This window comes from Clostridium saccharobutylicum DSM 13864 (assembly GCF_000473995.1).
Taxonomy (GTDB): Bacteria; Bacillota; Clostridia; order Clostridiales; family Clostridiaceae; genus Clostridium; species Clostridium saccharobutylicum.
Window position 1 is genome coordinate 389,051 of the sequence record NC_022571.1, and the last position, 22,998, is coordinate 412,048.

At 29.1% G+C, this 22,998-nt stretch carries 16 protein-coding genes and 1 riboswitch; all 16 genes read left to right on the plus strand.

Annotated features, from left to right (window positions below; all coding sequences use genetic code 11):
- Positions 1–23 precede the first annotated feature (23 nt).
- The gene (gene groL / locus CLSA_RS01785) at positions 24–1,652 is read left to right on the plus strand and encodes a chaperonin GroEL (protein ID WP_022743705.1); all 1,629 of its coding nucleotides are present in this window, start codon (positions 24–26) and stop codon (positions 1,650–1,652) included.
- 257 nt (positions 1,653–1,909) lie between these two features.
- Positions 1,910–2,323, plus strand: coding sequence for a prepilin-type N-terminal cleavage/methylation domain-containing protein (locus tag CLSA_RS01790; RefSeq protein ID WP_022743706.1), 414 nt, complete (start codon positions 1,910–1,912; stop codon positions 2,321–2,323).
- 106 nt (positions 2,324–2,429) lie between these two features.
- Positions 2,430–2,527: riboswitch (purine riboswitch) on the plus strand.
- A 145-nt stretch (positions 2,528–2,672) separates the two neighbouring features.
- The gene (gene guaB, locus CLSA_RS01795) at positions 2,673–4,130 is read left to right on the plus strand and encodes an IMP dehydrogenase (RefSeq protein WP_022743707.1); all 1,458 of its coding nucleotides are present in this window, start codon (positions 2,673–2,675) and stop codon (positions 4,128–4,130) included.
- 193 nt (positions 4,131–4,323) lie between these two features.
- Entirely contained in the window at positions 4,324–5,865 is a 1,542-nt protein-coding gene (gene guaA, locus CLSA_RS01800; RefSeq protein ID WP_022743708.1) for a glutamine-hydrolyzing GMP synthase, read from the plus strand.
- Between the two features lie 279 nt (positions 5,866–6,144).
- Positions 6,145–6,642, plus strand: a complete 498-nt coding sequence (locus CLSA_RS21890; RefSeq protein WP_052334780.1) for a hypothetical protein — start codon at positions 6,145–6,147, stop codon at positions 6,640–6,642.
- A 345-nt stretch (positions 6,643–6,987) separates the two neighbouring features.
- The gene (locus CLSA_RS01810) at positions 6,988–8,337 is read left to right on the plus strand and encodes a glucose-6-phosphate isomerase (protein ID WP_022743710.1); all 1,350 of its coding nucleotides are present in this window, start codon (positions 6,988–6,990) and stop codon (positions 8,335–8,337) included.
- Positions 8,338–8,342: 5 nt separating this feature from the next.
- A complete protein-coding gene (locus CLSA_RS01815; RefSeq protein ID WP_022743711.1) occupies positions 8,343–8,783 on the plus strand; it encodes a YaiI/YqxD family protein in 441 nt (146 codons plus the stop codon).
- A gap of 234 nt (positions 8,784–9,017) precedes the next feature.
- A complete protein-coding gene (locus tag CLSA_RS01820) occupies positions 9,018–9,698 on the plus strand; it encodes a response regulator transcription factor (protein ID WP_022743712.1) in 681 nt (226 codons plus the stop codon).
- A 93-nt stretch (positions 9,699–9,791) separates the two neighbouring features.
- Positions 9,792–11,219: a sensor histidine kinase gene (locus CLSA_RS01825; RefSeq protein WP_022743713.1), complete on the plus strand. Its 1,428-nt coding sequence runs from the start codon at positions 9,792–9,794 to the stop codon at positions 11,217–11,219.
- 91 nt (positions 11,220–11,310) lie between these two features.
- Positions 11,311–12,147, plus strand: a complete 837-nt coding sequence (locus CLSA_RS01830; RefSeq protein ID WP_022743714.1) for a DUF3919 family protein — start codon at positions 11,311–11,313, stop codon at positions 12,145–12,147.
- A gap of 22 nt (positions 12,148–12,169) precedes the next feature.
- The gene (locus CLSA_RS01835) at positions 12,170–13,216 is read left to right on the plus strand and encodes an ABC transporter substrate-binding protein (RefSeq protein WP_022743715.1); all 1,047 of its coding nucleotides are present in this window, start codon (positions 12,170–12,172) and stop codon (positions 13,214–13,216) included.
- A gap of 277 nt (positions 13,217–13,493) precedes the next feature.
- The gene (gene uhpT, locus CLSA_RS01840) at positions 13,494–14,915 is read left to right on the plus strand and encodes a hexose-6-phosphate:phosphate antiporter (RefSeq protein WP_022743716.1); all 1,422 of its coding nucleotides are present in this window, start codon (positions 13,494–13,496) and stop codon (positions 14,913–14,915) included.
- Positions 14,916–15,389: 474 nt separating this feature from the next.
- A complete protein-coding gene (locus CLSA_RS01845) occupies positions 15,390–17,849 on the plus strand; it encodes a triple tyrosine motif-containing protein (protein WP_022743717.1) in 2,460 nt (819 codons plus the stop codon).
- Positions 17,850–17,903: 54 nt separating this feature from the next.
- A complete protein-coding gene (locus CLSA_RS01850) occupies positions 17,904–18,743 on the plus strand; it encodes a lytic transglycosylase domain-containing protein (protein ID WP_022743718.1) in 840 nt (279 codons plus the stop codon).
- A 587-nt stretch (positions 18,744–19,330) separates the two neighbouring features.
- Positions 19,331–20,047 (plus strand): pseudouridine synthase, encoded by a 717-nt coding sequence (locus CLSA_RS01855; RefSeq protein WP_022743719.1) that lies wholly within the window; start codon positions 19,331–19,333, stop codon positions 20,045–20,047.
- 643 nt (positions 20,048–20,690) lie between these two features.
- Positions 20,691–22,982, plus strand: a complete 2,292-nt coding sequence (gene pcrA / locus CLSA_RS01860) for a DNA helicase PcrA (RefSeq protein WP_022743720.1) — start codon at positions 20,691–20,693, stop codon at positions 22,980–22,982.
- Positions 22,983–22,998 lie beyond the last annotated feature (16 nt).

Genomic DNA, 22,998 nt, shown 5'->3' on the forward strand with positions numbered 1-22,998 from the left:
TATTAAAGGAGAGTGTATTATAAATGGCTAAGATGTTAAAATTCGGAGAAGACGCAAGAAGAAATATGCAAATTGGCGTAGATAAATTAGCAGATACAGTTAAGGTTACTTTAGGACCTAAAGGTAGAAATGTTGTATTAGATAAGAAATTTGGGGCACCATTAATCACAAATGATGGAGTGTCTATTGCAAGAGAAATAGAATTAGAAGATCCATATGAAAACATGGGAGCTCAATTAGTTAAAGAAGTTGCAACAAAAACTAATGATGTAGCTGGAGACGGTACTACAACAGCTACTTTACTTGCTCAAGCAATTATAAGAGAAGGGTTAAAAAATGTAACTGCTGGAGCTAATCCAATATTAATTAGAACTGGTATTAGGATGGCTGTAGATAAGGCAGTTGAAGAAATTAAGAAGATTTCTAAAAACATAGAAGGAAAAGAAGATATAGCTAGAGTTGCTGCAATCTCAGCTGCAGATGAAGAAGTAGGTAAGTTGATAGCAGACGCTATGGAAAAAGTAGGTAATGAAGGCGTTATAACTATAGAAGAATCTAAATCAATGGGAACTGAATTAGATGTTGTTGAAGGTATGCAATTTGACAGAGGATATGTATCACCTTACATGGCTACTGATACAGAAAAAATGGAAGCTATTTTAGAAAATCCATACATTTTAATTACTGATAAAAAGATTACAAATATTCAAGAAATATTACCAGTACTTGAACAAATAGTTCAAGCAGGTAAGAAGCTATTAATAATTGCTGAAGACATTGAAGGAGAAGCAATGGCTACATTAGTAGTTAATAAATTAAGAGGAACATTTACTTGTGTTGCTGTAAAGGCTCCAGGTTTTGGCGATAGAAGAAAAGAAATGTTACAAGATATAGCTATATTAACTGGTGGTACTGTTATAGCAGAAGAACTAGGAAGAGATTTAAAAGAAGTTACTATAGATATGTTGGGTACAGCTGATAGCGTTAAAGTAACTAAAGAAAATACAGTTATAGTTAATGGTAAGGGTGAATCAGCACAAATTAAAGAAAGAGTTAACCAAATTAAAGCTCAAGTTGAAGAAACAACTTCAGAATTTGATAAAGAAAAATTACAAGAAAGATTAGCAAAACTTGCTGGTGGAGTTGCAGTAATCAAAGTTGGTGCAGCAACTGAAACTGAATTAAAAGAAAAGAAACTTAGAATTGAAGATGCTCTTAATGCAACAAAAGCAGCTGTTGAAGAAGGTATAGTTGCTGGTGGTGGAACTGCATATGTTAATGTTATTAATGAAGTTGCAAAATTAACTTCAGATGTTCCAGATACTCAAATTGGTATTAATATAATCGTTAAAGCATTAGAAGAACCGGTTAGACAAATTGCAACTAATGCAGGAGTTGAAGGATCAGTAATAATAGAAAAAGTTAAGAATAGTGAAGCAGGAGTTGGATATGATGCTTTACATGGTGAATATATTAACATGATAAAGGGTGGAATAGTTGATCCAACTAAGGTTACAAGATCAGCACTTCAAAATGCTGCATCAGTATCATCAACATTCTTAACAACTGAAGCAGCAGTTGTTGATATTCCTGCAAAGGAATCTGGAATGCCAGCAGGGGCTCCAGGAATGGGCATGGATGGAATGTACTAAAATAGAGCATTTAGCAAGTAATATTAGCAGATAATATTAAATAGATAAGCTAGAAGACAAACACGTATTGTTAGTGTTTATCTTCTAGCTTTTTTATGTTCATTTTTACTAATTAAGATATTGGATTTATATTTTATTATTTATTAAAAAAATAAATTTGTTTAAGTTGAATAAAAAGTATAAATAAAGGAATAATTCTAAATAAAATATTGAATTTAGAGGTGATTTGAATTTATAAAGTTAATTATTTGCTAAAAATGAAAGTTAAAGATAATAAAAGAGAGCCATATAAAAATAGAAAAAAAGGTGGATTTACATTAATTGAAGTAATAGCAGTAATAGCTATTATAGGAATTCTTGCAGCTGCAATTTTACCTAGAGTTAACGGTTATATAAAAGAAGCTAAAAAAGTGAAAGTAGTAGATCAGAGTAGAAAGGTTGTAATGGCAGTTGAATCATATAATTTAAAAGCTAGTACACCATTAAGCAAAAGTACAACTGTTCAGACTGCTATAAGCAATGAAGGAGTAAAAAAGTATGTAGATGAGTCTGAATTAAAAAATTTAAATACTAGAGAAACTAGTTTGCAAAATTGTTATGACATTCTAGATGGTGCCGAATTTGATATTTCTGGCGATAATGATATTTTAGATCCAAAGAAGATTAAGTAAAGTCCAAGTAAAGGATTAAAAGTTAGAATGTAAGATAAAAATGCAATTTTAATTTCAAATTCATTGACTTTGTATTGTACATACATTATAATAGTTTTAATTCAAAAACATAGCACATTTAAAAACTCGTATATACCTTGAATATGGCAAGGAGTATCTACCGGAGACCTTAAATTTCCGACTATGGGTGATATTAATATAAGCTAAATTTCGAATTTTATTAGCATATTAATATCACTTAGAAGGTTAATGTGCTTTTTTTGTACAAAAAAATATAATAAAATTTGCAGGAAAACAATCAAAATTAAAATAAAACGAAATAAATGTTTCAAAACTGGGAGGAATTAAAATGGCAAAAATAATTAAACAAGCATATACTTTTGATGACGTGTTATTAGTACCTAATAAATCAAATATATTACCAAGAGAAGTAAGTGTAAAAACACATTTGACTAAAAAAATAGCATTAAACATACCTTTAATGAGTGCTGGAATGGATACAGTAACTGAGTCTAAAATGGCTATTGCAATGGCTAGAGAAGGCGGAATCGGAATTATACATAAAAATATGACTGTTGAACAACAAGCTAAAGAAGTTGATAGAGTTAAAAGACAAGAAAATGGAGTTATTACAGATCCTATATTCTTATCACAAGATCACCTTATTCAAGATGCTGAAAATTTAATGTCTCAATATAGAATCTCAGGTGTTCCAATTACTACTAAAGAAGGTAAATTAATAGGAATAATTACTAACAGAGATATAATTTTCGAAACAAATTTCCAAAGAAAAATTTCAGAAGTAATGACAAAAGAAAACTTAATTACTGCGCCGGAGAATACTACAGTTGAAGAAGCTAAAGAAATATTAAAGAAACATAAAGTTGAAAAATTACCTCTAGTTGATAAAGAAGGGTATTTAAAAGGCTTAATCACAATGAAAGATATTGAAAAAGTGAAAAAGTTCCCAAATGCAGCGAAGGATGGCAGAGGTAGATTATTATGTGGAGCTGGAGTTGGAGTTACTGGAAATATGATGGAAAGAATTGATGCGTTAGTTAAAGCTCAAGTTGACGTTATTGTTCTTGATACAGCTCATGGTCATTCGCAAGGTGTTTTAGAAGCTGTTAAGAAGATTAAAGAAGTATATCCAGACCTTCAAGTTATAGCTGGTAATGTTGCTACAGCAGAAGCCGTAGAAGACTTAATAAAAGCAGGAGCAGATTGTGTAAAAGTTGGTATAGGACCAGGATCAATCTGTACTACAAGAGTAGTAGCCGGAGTTGGAGTTCCACAATTAACAGCTGTTATGGATTGTGCAGAAATGGGTAGAAAATATGGAATACCTGTAATTGCAGATGGTGGACTTAAATATTCAGGAGATGTAGTAAAAGCATTAGCTGCTGGAGCATCAGTTGCAATGATGGGATCATTATTTGCAGGTTGTGAAGAAGCACCAGGAGAAATGGAAATATATCAAGGAAGAAGTTACAAAGTATATAGAGGAATGGGATCTTTAGCAGCTATGGAATGTGGATCTAAGGATAGATACTTCCAAGAAGGTAATAAAAAACTAGTTCCAGAAGGTGTTGAAGGAAGAATAGCATTTAAAGGATCTGTTACAGATACTATATTCCAATTAATAGGTGGAATAAAATCTGGAATGGGATATTTAGGATCAAAGGATTTTGATACTTTATATGAAACTGCTACATTCGTGATTCAAACAGCAGCAGGATTTAGAGAAAGTCATCCACATGATATTAATATTACTAAGGAAGCTCCTAACTATAGTGTAGGACAATAATAAAAGTTATGATGCACAGTTCACAATTTATTGAGGTAGCATTGCTGGACTGTGCATTACTTAGTTTGATTAGAAAGAAATATCGAAAATTCTATGTAAATAAAGAAATTAAGTCAAAAATAATTTAATTTCTTGATAAAAAGTTCTATTTAGTTAATAATAGACATTAGAAAAAGAATTTTAGGAGGAAAGCATGAAGAGAGAGTTAATTTTAGTTGTCGATTTTGGTGGGCAATATAATCAATTAATAGCAAGAAGAGTACGAGAATGTAATGTATATTGTGAAGTTCATCCTTATAATTTAAGTGTTGATAAGATAAAAGAAATGAATCCAAAGGGAATTATCTTTACAGGTGGACCAAATAGTGTATATGGTGAAGATTCTCCTTTATGTGACAAAGCTATATTTGAAATAGGAGTACCTATTCTTGGTATATGTTATGGATCTCAACTTATGTCTCATATGCTTGGAGGGAAAGTTGCAACAGCACCTGTAAGTGAATATGGAAAAACAAAAGTTGATGTAAATGTACAATCTAAACTTTTTGAAGGAGTGTCACCTTCAACAATTTGTTGGATGAGTCATACTGATTACATAGAAAAGGCACCAGAAGGATTTAAAATAATAGGTAATACTCCAGTATGTCCAGTTGCAGCTATGGAATGTGAAGATAAAAATTTATATGCAGTCCAATTCCATCCAGAAGTTATGCATACACAAGAAGGTACAAAGATGCTTTCAAACTTTGTATATAATGTTTGTGGTTGTACTGGAGATTGGAAAATGGATTCATTTGTTGAAAAGACAATTGAAGAAGTTCGTGAAAAAGTTGGAAATGGTAAAGTGTTATGTGCATTATCAGGTGGAGTTGATTCATCTGTAGCAGCAGTATTACTTTCAAAGGCTGTTGGAAACCAATTAACATGTGTATTTGTTGATCATGGATTACTTCGTAAAAATGAAGGGGATGAAGTTGAAGAAGTATTTGGACCTAATGGACAATACAATTTGAATTTCATTCGTGTAAATGCACAAGAAAGATTTTATGAAAAGTTAGCTGGAGTAGAAGAGCCAGAACAAAAGAGAAAAATTATTGGTGAAGAGTTTATAAGAGTATTTGAAGAGGAAGCTAAGAAAATAGGAGCAGTTGATTATCTTGTACAAGGAACTATTTATCCAGATGTAATTGAAAGTGGTCTTGGAAAATCAGCAGTTATAAAATCACATCACAATGTTGGAGGTCTTCCTGATTGTGTTGATTTTAAAGAGATAATAGAACCTCTTAGATTATTGTTTAAGGATGAAGTGCGTAAGGCAGGACTTGAACTTGGCATACCTGAAAAATTAGTATTCAGACAACCTTTCCCAGGCCCAGGACTTGGAATACGTATCATTGGAGAAGTAACTGCTGAAAAAGTTAAAATAGTTCAAGAAGCAGATGCAATTTATCGTGAAGAAATTGCAAAAGCAGGTATTGATAAAGAAATTGGTCAATATTTTGCAGCTCTTACTAATATGCGTTCAGTAGGTGTTATGGGTGATGAAAGAACATATGATTATGCAATTGCCCTTAGAGCTGTAACTACAAGTGATTTCATGACTGCAGAATCAGCAGATCTTCCATGGGAAGTGCTTGGAAAGGTAACAACTAGAATTGTAAATGAAGTAAAAGGTGTAAATCGTGTAATGTATGATTGCACAGGAAAGCCACCAGCTACTATAGAATTTGAATAAAGTACATGAAAATAAATAACAAATTATCTTGAATGTATGTAAATAAACAAACATCTGAAAAGCCTTGAATCATAGGCATTTCAGATGTTTTCTTTTTTATAATTTTATTTTAAATGTATTCCAATTAATAGCAAATATAATAAATCAGCATAATATAATATCAGATAGCTCTTAAATAATTGTTATTTTATTAAAGAACTATTTTGCAATGAATTAAAAAAATTATATACAAGTGTCTGTAGGAATAATCCTATGGGAAATTACAAAGGAGAGAGAAAGATGAACAATAAAAAGAATTATGCTGATGCTATAAAGGAATTTGAAATGTATGACAGAAATGACTCAGAAGGATATAGTGAAGATAAATGCTTATATGATGAAGATGAATATGATGAATCAGATTCTTATTCATGCTCTAGTGATGAATATGACTCTACAAAAGATAGAAGTTGTGGATGTGATGAATGCTTCTTACAAGGCGTTGAAGAAGGATACGAGGAAGGCATTGAAGAAGGATATAAAAAAGGATATAAAAAGGGATACGAAAAAGGATATAAAGAAGGATACGAAAAAGGATACAAAGAAGGTTGTGAAAAGGGATATAAAAAAGGATACAAAGAAGGCTGTGAAAAAGGCTATGAAAAAGGATACAAAGAGGGATATGAAAAAGCTAGAGAGGAAGTAATTAACTATATTAAAAACCAAAGAAGACATTGTCGAAGATGTAGATGTTTTTGTAAATGTTGCTGCAGATGCTGCTCTAAAAGAAATAGATAATGAAAAAACTAAAATAAAATGATTTTAGTTTTATAGCAGAAAAATTATTTTGAATGGGATGTCTCAAAATAAATTTTAGATACAATATATTGGTGGATTATAGTGTAGGACAAGCAATAAGATTGTATTAATTTTATATTTTGCGATATCCTCTTTTTCATTTTATAAATTAATTTGAAGTACGAGTATAAGATATGAGTGAATTGTTATTTTATTAATTGTAAATAATATTTTTATTAATTGTAAATAATAAAAATATGTAAAGCTAAGATATGATTAGCATAATTTATGATATAATGGAATAATAGAAAATATTTTTATTGTTATATGGAGGTAGAAATAAAAATGAGTAAAGGCATATCATTAGATTTATCAAAAGTTGCACCTTATTTAGACACAACTGAAATTGACTACATGGAGGACATGGTTAAGAGTGCTCATGATAAATTACACAATGGAACAGGAGCAGGAAATGACTTTTTAGGTTGGCTTGACCTACCAGTAAATTATGATAAAGATGAATTTGCAAGAATCAAAAAATCAGCAGAAAAAATTCAATCAGATTCAGATGTTTTAATAGTTATTGGAATAGGAGGATCATATCTTGGTGCTAGAGCTGCAATAGAAATGCTAACAAGTAATTTCCATAATGCTTTAGAAGGTGACAAGAGAAAAGCACCAAAGATATTCTATGTAGGTAATAATATAAGTTCAACATATATGTCAGAATTATTACAAGCTATTGAAGGTAAAGATATAAGTTTAAATGTAATTTCTAAATCAGGTACTACTACAGAACCTGCAATTGCATTTAGAATTTTAAGATCATATTTAGAAAATAAATATGGTATAGATGAAGCAAGAAAGAGAATATATGCTACAACTGATAAAGCTAAGGGTGCTTTAAAGACATTAGCTAATGCAGAAGGATATGAAACTTTTGTAGTTCCAGATGATGTTGGGGGAAGATTCTCAGTATTAACAGCAGTTGGATTATTACCAATAGCTGCAGCAGGAATAAGCATTGATGATATGATGAAGGGAGCTGCTGATGCAAGAGAAGCATATTCAGATCCATCTCTTAATAACAATGATGCTTATAAATATGCAGCAGTTAGAAATGCTTTATATAATAAAGGTAAAGTAATTGAATTATTAGTAAATTACGAACCTTCATTGCACTATTTCAATGAATGGTGGAAACAATTATATGGAGAATCAGAAGGAAAAGACAATAAGGGTTTATTCCCAGCAGCAGTTGATTTTACTACTGATCTTCACTCAATGGGACAATATGTTCAAGAAGGAAGAAGAGTTTTATTTGAAACAGTTGTTAATATTGAAAAACCAAAGTATGAAATCACTATAGAAAAAGATTCTCAAGATTTAGATGGATTAAATTTCTTAGCTGGAAAGACTATGGATTTTGTTAATAATAAGGCATTCCAAGGAACTGTATTAGCTCACAATGATGGTGGAGTTCCAAACATGGTAGTAAATGTACCAGAAATTTCAGCATACTATTTTGGATACATGGTTTATTTCTTTGAAAAAGCTTGTGGAATTAGTGGATATCTTTTAGGAGTAAATCCATTTAATCAACCAGGAGTTGAAGCATATAAGAAGAATATGTTTGCTTTATTAGGAAAACCAGGATATGAAGATGTTAGAGAAGCTCTAGAAAAGAGACTTTAATCTAAATGAAAGTTATAATTGATGGAGATGCCTGCCCAGGTATCTCCATTATTGAAAAAGTAGCAAAAAATCGTAAAATTCCAGTTATGATTTTTTGTGATATTAATCATTTTATTCAAAGTGATTATTCGCAAGTTAAAATTGTAGATAGTGGATTTCAAAGCGTTGATATGTATGTTATGAATGAAACAGAAAAAGGAGATATAGTTATATCTCAAGACTATGGTGTGGCTGCAATCTGTCTTTCCAAAAAAGCTAAAGTGATGAATCCAAAAGGATTTATATATAAGGAAGATAATATTGATAGACTCCTAGGGGAAAGACATATATCACAAAAAATTAGAAGAGGTGGAGGCAAAACATCGAATCCTAAAAAGCGAACAGAAGAAGATGACTTAAGATTAGAAAGAAATTTAATAAAATTAATAGAAAATTTTGATTGTTAGAAGCTGATTAGGCTTCTTTTTTTGTGTTGATAAGTGTGTTAAAAAATAGTGAGCTGCAAACTGATGGGCTTGTTTTTTTAAAATGTGCCTTAAATGGTGCTAGCAAAAATGTAGATTGTAATATATATGGATGGTATAAAATTTTGTGGCATAATTGGAGATGAAATATGTTGTCTAATAATTTTTATTGTATAATTTAACTGTATATTTAATATTTACAAAGGTGGAGATTTTATGAAAATATTAGTAGTAGATGATGAAAAAAGTATTGTTAACTTGATTAGAATGAATTTAGAGCTTGAAGGATATAAAGTGGTTATAAGTATGACGGGAATAGATGCAGTGGATAAATTTAAGATGGAAAAGCCAGAATTAGTAATATTAGATATTATGCTGCCAGATATAAGTGGACATGAAGTTATTCAAAAATTTCAAAAAATAGATAATGAAATACCCGTGATAATGCTTACTGCAAATAGTCAAATGAATGACAAACTTTTAGGACTTCAATTAGGTGCGGATGATTATATAACAAAACCGTTTAATAGTGCAGAGCTTATTTTAAGAATAAAAGCAATAACAAAGAGGAGTAAGAAGAAAGATAATAAAGCAAGAGAAAATAATAATGAAATAAATATAAAGGGAATAAGAATTTTAAAAGATGAAAGAAAAATTCTGATAGATGGACAAGAAGTGGCTACTACTTATAAGGAATTTGATACCTTATTACTTATGATGGAAAATTGTAATAAAGTTTTCACCAGAGAAAAACTTTTAGAAAGAGTCTGGGGATATGAGTATGAAGGTAATACGAGAGCAGTAGATATTTTGATACAAAGGTTAAGGAGAAAATTAGGAATATATTCAGAAAGCTTAAAAACAATTTATGGAGTAGGTTATAAGCTGGAACTATAAAATAAATAAACTGTATGTTTGGCATGTGCATACTGTTAGGAAATGTAGTTTTAAGAAATTAAATATATAAAAACATTTTAAGGATGTGCTTGTGTGAAAAAAGTAAATTTAAAGATAAAAGATAAAATTATGCTTATGAATATGGGAATTTTAATTCCTGTTATAACTTTTATATACATAATAACAATAAATAATTTGTATAGTAACGTTATAAAAAGTAGTATAGATTTTTTAACTAAAGAAAGCTACAATACTCAATTATATATAGAGAACTATATAGAAAAAGATCAGGATTTAGATGCAGAAACAAGTTTTATTAATAAAGGACCTCTTATTAATACATATCTAGCAAATAAATTAAATTTTAGAACACAAATTTATGATAAAACAGGAAACATATTATCTGATTCTGTTATGAACAATCTTAATCTTTATAATGAGGATATAACAGATTCCATAAATGGAAACAAAGCATACGTTGTAAAAAAGATTGATGGAAATATGTATGTGTTATTTTCGAGTCCCATATATTTTAAGAATGTGACGCTTGGGTGCATAAGATATATCTATCCATTGCATAGTGGACAAGAGATCATAAATAATATGTTTGTAATCATGGGAATTATAGCTTGTCTATCAGTTTTCATATCATGGATATTAAGTAGGCTCTTTTCAGAAAAAATAGCAGGGCCTATAAAAGAGTTGAAGATTGTATCTGAAAAGATTGCAAAGGGTGAGTATGATAACAAGATAGAAATTGAAAGTGGAGATGAAATAGAGGACTTTGCGAAGACGTTCAATTTAACAACTGAAAGTATAAAAAATTATATAGAAAGTCTCAAGGAAGAAAAACAAAAACAGAAGAATTTCTTGGATAATGTTACTCATGAATTAAAAACACCACTGACAGCTATAATAGGATATTCAGAATTAATACCTAGGTTAGAAAATAAGAAAGATGTAGAAGATAGTTTAATTTATATAAAAAAAGAAGGGCGGAGGCTTTTAAAGTTAGTAGAGGAATTACTTGAGTTGTCTAAAATAGGAAAAGCTGAATTTAATGTTGATAGAAATGGAAATAATTTATGCGAAGTAATAGAAGAAGCATTAAATGTTATACAGTTAAGAGCAAAAAAGTATGATATAGAGATAATTAAGGAGATATTTGATACAAATTTATTTATAGATAAGGATAAAACTAAGCAGGTTATTTTAAATGTTTTAGATAATGCAATAAAGTATAGTGAATGCACTAGCATCATAGTGAAGATGGAAGAAAAGGATAGTTGTGTAATATTAAGTATAATAGACGATGGAATAGGGATTGAAAAAAATCATTTAGATAAGCTTTTTGAACCAATCAATGGGGTTAAAAAGGTGAATTCTATAAGTAAAAATGGGAATGGATTAGGTCTTTGTATATGCAAAGAAATAATGAAAAAACAAAATGGTGATATTGAAATATATAGTGAGGAAAAGAAGTGGACTTCAGTTAAAATTATTTTTAGAAAATCATATTGAAAGTTATGAAAACGTTAAAATGTTACAATTTTGAAACGTTTGTGAAACATTTATGAGAAATTATAGCCTTATTATATAGGAGGAGTAGGAAGTGAAAAGAATCAATTTAAGAGTTAAGATTATAGGCATATATACTGTTATGCTACTTATTTGCGTTATAATAATAAATCTGAATTATAGTTTTTTATATGATAAAGTTACAATAATCAATGATAAAGATGAAGTAGTAAAGAAAATAAATATGTCTATACCTGTAAAAATTGAAATTTCTAATGAAAGATGGGGGGAGTATGTTTTTGAAGATGAGAATTCTATACAAAAAATATGGAATTCAATAAATGAAATTACAAGGGATTCTTCTATTGAGGAAAATAGTGATGCTGAAGTCAGCGATATTGAAATTGATGGAAATATTTATTACTTAAATGGAATGAAAGATACCTTTGAAATAAGTAATAAGTTATCTTTAAATAACAATGTATATAATGATAGTTACAAAATACCATTAATAAACAGTTTGAAAAACAAATTGCTAGGATATCTATATTCAACATCTAATATAGTAAAAATTATGAATTATAATAATAAGATGACCATTATTAATTCTAATAGTCAAATTAAAGAATTAAATAAATCTGATAAAGAAAGTATAAAAAATATAATAAGCAATTCAATAAAGATTGAAAACAATAAAGAGATTATAAGCTTATTAAAAGATAAAAAAGAAGCTTTATCTCATATAAAAATTTATCTTGATAATGATACAGGTACTCTTTCAAAAGTTAAATGCTGCAATGTAGTAAATATTGATGTTTATGATAATGATTTTTTTGTCGTTCAGTATATGGGAGACGAAAATGGAAGACATATATATTTTAGGGGTAAGTTAAATGATGCATGTAGAAAAATATTTGCAGATAAATTATAAATATTTATTAAGGAGTACATTAATGAAGATAAAACAAATTGTTTGGATTGTATTAATAATATTTATATTCTTAAATATGTCGGCTTGTAGCAAAAGAATAGAAAGAGTAACTTTTAAGGATGGATATCCAGATTTAAAAGGAAGGCATATTGTTGTGTATGTTGCGTCTAGAGATGAAATTGGAAGTGCTATTTTAGAGCTTTTTAAAGAGAAAACAGGGTGTACATATGAATATTTGAAAATGTCAACGCAGGAATCTTTAGCAAGAATAAGATCAGAAAGAAAAAATCCTAAGTCAGATATATTTATAGGTGGAACTTGTGATGTTCATGTTTTAATGAAAAAAGAAAATCTCTCAGAAAAGTATATATCTAAAAATTATTATAGCATCCCAGATAGATATAAGGATAAAGATGGGTATTGGATTGGTTTTGAAGCAAGTCCATTATCTATTGTTATTAACAAAAATAGATGGGATAAAGAGTTTTCTTGTAAAGGATTAGAAATGCCTAAAACATATGATGATTTGTTGAATCCAATATATAAAGGAGAAATAGTAATTTCAGATCCTAATACATCAGGAACTGCATATACTATGTTGGCTTCGCTTACACAAAGTATGGGTGTGGATAAAGTGAAAGAGTTTTTCAAAAAAGTGAAAGCAAACGTTGGAGAGTTTACAACTAATGGATATACTCCAGGGCAAAAGGTTGCAACAGGAGAGTATTTAATAGGAATTAATTTTCTAAGTGATCAGCTTTTGATTGAGGATTCGGGTTTTAATGTTGTAACCAATGTACCTAAAAATAGTGGATGGAGTATTGATGCAATTTCTAAGATTAAAAATGGACCTAATGGAGATATTGGAAAGTATTTTATAGATTTTTGCACTGATAAGGAAGTAGAGGAAACATTAAATAATATTTCATTTGCAATGTCAACTAGGCAGGATACAAAAGGAATAAGAGGGATAAAACTTGATGAATTAGATATATATAAGGATTATAATTTTTCAAAAGCTAGCAATGATAGAGAATGGTTAATTAATATGTGGAATGATTTAAATTAAGGCACAATCAAAAAATAATAGACCAGTATGCTTGTCTATTTTGCGCCATACTGCGTCAGTAAAATCAACTAATAGATCCATTATGAGCTGATTTCACTTTCTTGTCTGACACTAAATATACGTCGCATATTTGGTCTATTATTTATTTTCATGTGCCTAAGTAATTTTATTATTTGCATAATCTATATTCCTACTTCAGCTTAAATTACGTTATTTTATTATTTTAGGAAGAATACATGTGTATACTTGTATTGTCCTTATAGGGGGAGGAATAAATATGAACAATATAATTAAATTTTTTAACATAAACAAAAGGGAGGCATCTATCCCGATTGAAGAACAACGAAGGAGATGGCTTAAGGAATTTTCTAAAGCATTTTTAGTTGTATTTGCAGTATATGCATGCATGTACTTTATTAGAAATAATCTTAAAGCAGGGCAACCTTTACTTAAAGAGGAAATGGGATTTACCACATCGGAACTTGGATATATAGGTTTCGCATTTTCAATAACTTATGCGCTTGGTAAAACGGTTTTAGGGTATTTTATTGATGGTAAAAATGCAAAACGTATAATATCTGCATTATTAATTATGTCTGCAACAATGGTATTAATTATAGGATTTATTTTGATGTCAGGTAGTAAGCCAGTTGGAGCTATATTAATATTTTGGGGATTGAGTGGATTTTTTCAAGCTCCAGGAGGACCAAGTGCTTACTCAACAATTTCTAGATGGACACCTACTAAAAAAAGAGGAAGATATTTAGGTTTTTGGAATATGTCACATAATATAGGGGGAGCATTAGCTGGGATGCTAGCTTTATGGGGAGCAAATACGTTTTTTCATGGTAAGGTAGCAGGAATGTTTATAGTCCCAGCAGTAGTAGCATTAATTTTTGGTTTTATTTTACTATTTATTGGGAAAGATGAACCGGAGGAACTAGGATGGAATTCAGCAGAAGAAATATTTAATGAAGTTAGAGCTGAAAATACTGCTGAATTAGATAATATGAGTAAATCTGAAGTATTTAGGAAGTATGTCTTAAAAAATCCTTGGATATGGGTTTTATGCGTAGCAAATGTTTTTGTATATATAGTACGTATTGGAATAGATAACTGGGCACCATTATATGTTACGGAACAATTACATTTTGCAATGAGTGATGCTGTAAATACAATATTTTATTTTGAGATGGGAGCTCTTTTAGGAAGTCTTAGCTGGGGATTTATATCTGACTTATTAAAAGGAAGAAGAGCTATAGTTGCTGCATCATGCTTAATATTAACAGGATTTGCAGTATTGGGATATAGATATGCTACAAACGTTACTATGATAAATGTTTCATTGTTTGCTCTTGGTGCGTTAATATTTGGACCTCAATTATTAATAGGGGTATCTCTTGTAGGATTTGCACCAAAGAAAGCAATTGCAGTTGCTAATGGATTGAGTGGAACTTTTGGATATTTATTTGGAGATTCTACGGCTAAAGTTGCACTAGCAAAAATAGCAGATCCTAAATCATCAGGTATAACTATTGGAAGTAGAACACTTCATGGATGGAATGATGTATTTGTGATATTTTATGCAGCACTTATTATAGGAATTGTTCTATTATTACTAGTCGCATATGCGGAAGAGAAAAAGATAAGAAGTCAGAAAGGAAATCAAATTGAGGTTGAAGAGGAAGTAGCGGTATAATTTTGAGTGTAATAAAAAACTCAGCTAATAAAGTTTCTTTAGCCTTAAAATATAAGTTAGCAATAATAGGGGAGGATTACTTAATTTATAGAGTGTCTTAATTTAATATTATAACTCATAAATTTCTTTCAATTATTAGTTTCACCTTTAAATAAGTTATTTAAAGGTGATTTTTTATTCTCTATTATGTATTGTAATGTTATTTATTTTGGAGATAATTTATTTCTTATTTTAGTGCAATTTTTTAGTTATTATTTATCAAATTATTGATAAAAAGAAGGTAAATCAATATTACCTATTAATGAATATTGTGGAAAAAATGATAAAATGTATAATTATTGTATGAGCTTGCTTATATAAGTATGATATAATTTATATGAAAAATTAACCTGGGATATTTACAAAAAATGGTACAAATGTATAATATAATTACAAGGGTAAAAGGGAGAGGAATTAGAGAGGAGGTTAGAATTGATGGAAGATCTTAAATTAAAGTATGTTGAGATCGTTTTTGATAAAGAAAAACCACAAAGTGTTGGTACAAGGATAAATGTATTAGGAAAAATAGATAGTGAAATAGATAATTTAGAATATAAATTCATAGTTGGCAAGGGTGGAATTTGGAATACTATACAAGAGTTTTCTGAAAAAAATAAGTGTACATGGAATCCCAAAAGTGAAGGAGAATATATAGTTATGGTACAAGCCAGGGAAAAAAACGGGAAAAAATCTTTAGATTATTTAGCAAAGGAAGATTACTCTATAGTTAAAGGAGAGATTAATAATACTATGCATGAAGAAGTATCTGTTAGAAAAGTGGTAAATGAAGAGGATGCTAAAATAGATTATAATACAACTGTTAACGGTATAGAATCAAATACAATATATAGTAATAAAGAAAACTGTAGTGCCACCGAATTAGATTTTAAAGAAATAGTAAATAATGTTGATGAAAAAGTTGTTTTTTTAGAAGCATCGGAGATTAGTAAAGATGAAAAAATGGCTTTAATTGGACAAGATAATCAAAATGCTGAAGTTGCTCTTTGTGAAGAGAGTCCAAGAAAAATTAGTGAAGAAACATCACATATATCACAAATTGAAATTCAAGATAATCAGGGTAAACAATCTGAACAAAAATGTTCAACTGAAATACAATCAGGAAAATTAAATGAAGTGAGTAAAAAAAGAAACAAATTAATAGATAGGGTTATTTGTGATAAAAATGAAATAGCAGTTGGAGAAAAATGCTCTATAAAAGTTAAAACTATAGAAAATGATATTTGTTTATATAGATTTTATATGAAAAGGTATAAGGAATGGAATATAGTTAGAGATTATGATGCGGATAATATACTAAACTATACAGCAAACCAGGCAGGAGTAAAAGAATTTCTAATTCAGTGTAAAAGAATAGAATCAATTGATAGTTTTGATGATTACAGAACAATTAATATAAATGTTAAAGAAAGTAATAAAGTTGAAATAACTAATTTTAAATGTTTAAGTAAGAACCTAATAGTTGGACAAAATCTTAAATTTTTAGTAGAAACAAAGATTGATGAAGAATCAATTGCAAAAGAAAAAATTATACTTTTGTACAAGTTCTATAAAATATGTAAAGACGGAAAGTGCATTTGTATACAGGATTATTCAACTAAAAGTACTGTTTGTTATGAAGAAGAACAACAAGGTACATATAGGTTATTATGTCTTGTAAAAAGAATTTTATCGAACAAAGAATATGATGATAGAGCCTTATTGGTGTATAATGTTAAACCATATAGAAATATAAAAATTAATAGTTTTGTGGCAGATTTAAATTCTCCACAAGCAAGTGAAACACAAATTGGATTTACATCCGAAGTTAAAGGGGGAAATAATTTACTATATAGATACAAAGTAAATGGACCCATTAAGCAGGATACAGGTTTTGTTAAAGAAAATGAATTTAAATGGAATACTATTGAACCTGGTGAATATGAAATTATATTATATGTTAAAGATGAAAAATATTCTGGAGATTATGAGGATGCTAAAAAAATTGCATTTACTATTAAAAAAAGAAGTAAAAAGCCAGTAAAGATTTTAGATGTAGTAGTAGATAAAGAAAAGAAAATTATAACTGGAGAGCCAGTTAACATAATGGTAAATGCTGAGGGGGGAACACGACTTCAATATTCATTTATTGTTAAAAAGAATAATAAAAAAATTGCAGTTATAAATTACAATAAATCCAACTGGATTAATTTTACTCCTGAACAAGCCGGAGAATATGAAGTAGAAATAATGATTAAAGATAAATATTCAGAAAATCCATATGATGCGAATACTTTTGTATATTTAAAAGCAATGGAGTATTTGCCAGGGGAAATTGATTATATAATAATGCCTTATAAAGAAACTCATTTGATTGGAGAAACTGTAGAGTTTGAATGCATAATTCAAAATACACAACAAATTTTAGTTAAATATGAAACAAAGATCAATGGTCATTCAGTTGAACAAACAGATTTTTCTAAGAATAAAAAATTAAGATTTATACCTAAAATTGCAGGTAAATATACAATTGAAGTTTATGCGAAAAATATAAAATGTACAGGTGAGTATGATTCTAAAAAGCAAGTGAATTTATATGTAAGTGAAGCATCGCCTGTAATAAATACTAAGATAATAGCAAATAAAACTGAAGGAAAAGTAAATGAAGAGTTTGCTATTGAAGCTATAAGTAGAGGCGGAAAAGAGGTATGCTATGAATTCTATTTAATGGAGAATAATGAATGGAAAAAGGTTCAAGAATATAGTAGAAAACATTACTACAGTTTTATTCCGTTTACACCAGGAAAATATAAAGTTTTAGCATTAGCAAAAAGTTATTATAAAAAAGTAAATTATGAAGATTATGCTGAAATAGCATTTGAGATTAAAGATATATAAAAAAAGTTCGAAAATACAACTATAAGATGAATTTGGGAAGAAGGTTAGTTTGATATGGCGATAGATGGTTTAGGCCAACTTTCAAGTGAACAAATGATGGCAATGTCAATGATGGGAAATGGGCAAGTAACAAATGATTCAAGTTCAACAAGTGATGCTAGCGAACAAACAAATTATGCATTTGAATTAATGATGAAAAATTTAATGGATTCAAAACAAAAAAGTAACAAAAATGTAGCGGTTACCGATAATACTAAAGAGACTGGCAATGATTCTGCTGCAACAGTAAGTACTTATAAAAATAGTGCAAGTAAAAGTGGATTTATAGATACTATAAATGCTCAAAATAATAATGTGGCAAAAGTGGTACAACAATGTCCAACAGGACAAAACTTAGAGAAGTTACCTATGGTTTTAACTAATGGATATGTTATTCCTAATAAGGCGGCTTCGAAGTCTGTGTCTGTATCATCAAGTACAGGTAGTACTGATATGCAAAAAATACGTAATGTTGTAAGCGCAGCGTCTAAAAAATATGGTGTTGATGAAAACTTAATATTAGCTATAATTAAGCAAGAATCAGACTTTAATCCTAAGGATACGTCTGGTTGTGGAGCTGCTGGACTTATGCAAATTATGCCAGAAAACTTTTCGCATACTGGAATTACAGATGCATATGATATAAATCAAAATGTTAATGGCGGAACTAAATTATTTAAGGAATATTTAGATCAATATAATGGAAATACTGAGATGGCTCTTATGGCATATAATGGTGGACCTGGAACCATGCAAAGAAGAGGAGTTTCATCTAAGGATGATTTATATAAAATGCCAAAGGAAACTCAAAATTATGTATCAAAAGTAATGGGATATTATAATAACGGAATATAGGCCAACAATTTGATGTTTAGAATTATGTTATAGTAAACCGAAGAAAAGGTGGCTATTTTATTGGATTGCTATATAATTTGGCTGTGGATTTCTAATAGTAGAAGTTGTTCCATTTCTGCATGTTCATTAAGGAAACTAAGGACAAGCAGAAACGGAACAACTTTTTTATTCTTTAAGAGATTATAAGGCAGTCAAATCTTTGAATAATTTTTAAAAGTGGTAGAAAAACATAGTCGGAGAAGCAGATTTTCTTATTGATTGGGCTTTATAGAATAAATGTGTTTACTTTACCATGCATTATCAGATACTATATTTGTATAGAGAGGTATTAATAATTATATAGGGTTATACACAATGATAATATACCTTATATGAATTTAAATTATATATTATTAGAAATTATCATATATAAATAGGTTTTAAATGTATAAGCTTAAAATAATAAAAAGATGTATACATCATGTAAATTTTATGAATAGTAGTGATTTTTAAAGTTAATAAGTTTTAATATTAATGAGAAACTTTATATAGATGATATAATTAGAATAAATATACACTATAAAAGCTTAAGAAGAGGAGTGCAGCATATGGAAAGATTAGATAAAATAATCTCTAATTTAGGTTATGGAAGTAGAAAAGATGTTAAATCATTTGTGAAAAAAGGATTAATAGAAGTTGATGGGGTGATTGCTAAAGATAATGGAATGGCTGTTGATCCAGAGAAATCAAGCATAAAAATTAATGGGGAAGAAATACTATATAGAAAATACATATATTTAATGATGAATAAACCAGCTGGAGTTATATCAGCAACTCATGATAATAGAGATGAAACTGTAGTTGATTTATTGGAAATTGATCACCAAGCATTTGAGCCATTTCCAGTTGGCAGATTAGATAAAGATACTGTAGGATTGCTATTATTGACCAATGATGGTGAACTTAATCACAGATTAATATCACCTAAGTGGCATGTTGATAAGGTTTATTATGCTAAAATCGATAAGAAAGTTGACGAAAAAGATGTAATAGCATTTAAAAATGGAGTTGCATTAGATGATGGATACAAATGTTTAGAAGCAAAACTTGAAATTCTATCTAGTAGTGATGATGAGTCAGAAGTTAAGATTACAATACAAGAAGGAAAGTTCCATCAAGTAAAGAGAATGTTTGAAGCGGTAAATAAGAAAGTTACATATCTCAAAAGAGAGGAATTTGGAGGTCTTTTATTAGATACTGAATTAGAAGAAGGCGAATATAGAGAATTAACTGACGATGAATTAAGCCTTTTAAAGAGTTATTAACGAATATTAAATTATAATGCAATAAAAACATTCATTTTTGATAAAAAAAATAAGAATTTTTAATAAATCCCTTGCATTATCCATAAGAATATCCTATAATATTCTTGCAAGGATAAATAAAAGGAATATATAGCCCCCTTTTTATTTATTGCTTATTGCTTATTGCTAAAGCGCAACCTAGCCCCAAGGGTTGCGTTTTTTTTTATTGCTTGATATGAAAAAGTTTACTTTGCGTTTAAATTTAAGAATATAAGTATAAATGCACAAATTATAATTGGTAAAGCGAAAAAGTTAATGAATATTAAAGAATACATAAATACTGAATCAAATATTTCATAAAAATTATATTATGAAATATTTGATTCAGTATTTACTTTTTTTTAAGATTTTTGAATTAATTCCACATATAGAAAATGAAGTTGTTAACTTGAATTTTATTGTAAAAAATAGTAAAGGATATTTATATATGAACTAAAAAGCAATAAATGATAAAATATTTGTTTGTATAGTATTTTATAGACAATTAATGAAAAGAATATGTAATATTTATCAAGCAATTAGTTTGATATTTTAAGGTGAGTGATACTTTAAATATTATTACATATGGTATAATGTTTAAGGATTGGCAAAGGAGGATAAGTACATGGATTTAAAATCATTACTTAATAAAGAACAATATGAAGGAGCAACTACAGTTGATGGTCAAGTATTAATTTTAGCGGGAGCGGGATCTGGTAAAACTAGAGTCTTAACTCATAGAATGGCGTACATGATTGAAGACTTAGGTATTGCACCATACAAAATATTAGCTATAACTTTTACCAATAAAGCAGCCAAGGAAATGAAAGACAGAGTTAAGGCGCTTATCGGTGAAAAAGCTGAAAATATGTGGATTTCTACTTTCCATTCAACTTGTGTAAGAATTTTAAGAAGAGAAATAGACAAAATAGGATATAAAAGCAATTTTACAATATATGATACATCGGATCAAAAAACTTTAGTGAAGGAATGCATGAAATCTATTAGCATTAATGAAAAAGATATAACAGAGCAAGAAATAATGGGTAAAATAAGTAAAGCTAAAGATAGAATGCAAACTGCTAGAAGTTTTAAGCTAGAAAATGAGAGTAATTTTAGAGAAAATAAAATCGCAGATGTATATGAAATGTATCAAAAAAGGCTTAAAGAAAACAATGCCTTAGATTTTGATGATTTGATATTTAAAACAGTTGAACTCTTTAAAAGTAATCCAGAAGTTTTAGAATTTTATCAAAACAAATTTCAATATATTATGGTTGATGAGTATCAAGATACAAATGCTGTTCAATATGAATTAGTTAGATTACTTGCAGATAGATATAAGAATATTTGTGTTGTAGGAGATGATGATCAATGTATCTATCAATGGAGAGGTGCGGATATTCAAAATATTCTTGATTTTGAAAAAGACTATCCAGGTGCTAAGGTAATAAAACTTGAACAGAATTATAGATCTAAAGCAAATATATTAAATGCAGCTAATGTTGTAATTGTTAATAATGCAAATAGAAAGAGCAAAGTATTAAGAACGGAACAAGAAGAAGGAAGTAAAATTAAGATATATAGAGCGTATTCGGATGGTGATGAAGGAGATTTTGTTGGAAAGCAAATTGTCGATATAAAAAAAGAGCAAGAAAAGCATTATAGTGATTTTGCTGTATTATATAGAACAAATGCTCAATCAAGAATCTTTGAAGAGAGTTTTAGAAGAAAGGGTATTCCATATAAAATTGTAGGGGGTACAAGATTCTATGATAGAAAAGAAATAAAAGATATATTAGCATACTTAAAAGTCATTGTTAATCTACAAGATGATGTTAGTATCAGAAGAATTATAAACGTTCCTAAGAGAAGCATTGGTGATGCAACTGTTAACAAAATTCAAGAATTCGCTACAGATTTTGAGCTGAATATGTGGGATGCTTTATCAGAGGTTAGATCTATTTCTACATTAACACCTAGAAATGTTTCTAGTATTGAGCCTTTTGTTCAATTGATGGATAATTTTATGGTACTTAGTGAAACAGTACCCGTATCAGTTTTAATTGAAACTATTTTAGAAGATACTGGTTATATGGAAGTGTTAAAAAAGTCCAATGAAATCGAAGATAAGAGCAGAATTGAAAATTTAAAAGAATTAGTATCAGATGCTGTTGATTTTGAAAAGAGTAGCGAAGATAAATCTTTAGCTGCATATTTAGAAAAAGTATCTTTAGTTCAGGATACTGATAAGATTGAAGAAGAGGATGATATGGTAGTTCTAATGACTGTTCACAGTGCAAAAGGGTTAGAATTTCCAGTAGTATTCATGGTTGGTATGGAAAATGGAATTTTCCCAGGAACTGCATCATTTGAAAAAGAATCTGAAATGGAAGAATCAAGAAGACTATGCTACGTTGGTATAACAAGAGCAAAAGAAACACTATTTATGACATCAGCTGAAGTTAGAAGGGTTTTTGGTAAAACAGTTGCATATCCACAATCGGATTTTATTAATGAAATAAAACCATCATTAAAGGAATATGTTGCTAATGATAAGGCAAATATTAAGAGTAGAGAAGGCTTTGCTCAAAAAAGTTCGTATAATAATCCGCATAGTCTAAGAAATAATCTTAGGGGAAATGCTACAGTTGCAAGTAGTGGATTAAATTTAAGCAGAGGAAGTTTTAATGTAGGAAGTGGTATAGCGCATTCGTCTACATTAAATTCTAGCAGTGACGGATATCTAAGTACTAATGAAGCAACTTTGGGACGAAAAGTTATACATGAAAAGTTTGGAACAGGAACTATCGTGTCAATACAAGATTCTGGTAATGATAAAAAACTTACTATTGCTTTTGATAAGCAAGGTGTAAAAATATTGCTATTATCATTTGCTAAACTTAAGATGGTATAAAATTTAATAAGGAGAT

Excerpts from the sequence above, each read along its gene's own strand:
- CLSA_RS01810 (WP_022743710.1), top strand. The coding sequence starts at position 6,988 with ATGAGTAAAGGCATATCATTAGATTTATCAAAAGTTGCACCTTATTTA.
- guaB (WP_022743707.1), top strand. The coding sequence starts at position 2,673 with ATGGCAAAAATAATTAAACAAGCATATACTTTTGATGACGTGTTATTA.
- guaA (WP_022743708.1), top strand. The coding sequence starts at position 4,324 with ATGAAGAGAGAGTTAATTTTAGTTGTCGATTTTGGTGGGCAATATAAT.
- groL (WP_022743705.1), top strand. The coding sequence starts at position 24 with ATGGCTAAGATGTTAAAATTCGGAGAAGACGCAAGAAGAAATATGCAA.
- CLSA_RS01815 (WP_022743711.1), top strand. The coding sequence starts at position 8,343 with ATGAAAGTTATAATTGATGGAGATGCCTGCCCAGGTATCTCCATTATT.
- CLSA_RS21890 (WP_052334780.1), top strand. The coding sequence starts at position 6,145 with ATGAACAATAAAAAGAATTATGCTGATGCTATAAAGGAATTTGAAATG.
- CLSA_RS01835 (WP_022743715.1), top strand. The coding sequence starts at position 12,170 with ATGAAGATAAAACAAATTGTTTGGATTGTATTAATAATATTTATATTC.
- CLSA_RS01790 (WP_022743706.1), top strand. The coding sequence starts at position 1,910 with ATGAAAGTTAAAGATAATAAAAGAGAGCCATATAAAAATAGAAAAAAA.
- CLSA_RS01850 (WP_022743718.1), top strand. The coding sequence starts at position 17,904 with ATGGCGATAGATGGTTTAGGCCAACTTTCAAGTGAACAAATGATGGCA.
- CLSA_RS01855 (WP_022743719.1), top strand. The coding sequence starts at position 19,331 with ATGGAAAGATTAGATAAAATAATCTCTAATTTAGGTTATGGAAGTAGA.
- uhpT (WP_022743716.1), top strand. The coding sequence starts at position 13,494 with ATGAACAATATAATTAAATTTTTTAACATAAACAAAAGGGAGGCATCT.
- CLSA_RS01820 (WP_022743712.1), top strand. The coding sequence starts at position 9,018 with ATGAAAATATTAGTAGTAGATGATGAAAAAAGTATTGTTAACTTGATT.
- CLSA_RS01845 (WP_022743717.1), top strand. The coding sequence starts at position 15,390 with ATGGAAGATCTTAAATTAAAGTATGTTGAGATCGTTTTTGATAAAGAA.
- pcrA (WP_022743720.1), top strand. The coding sequence starts at position 20,691 with ATGGATTTAAAATCATTACTTAATAAAGAACAATATGAAGGAGCAACT.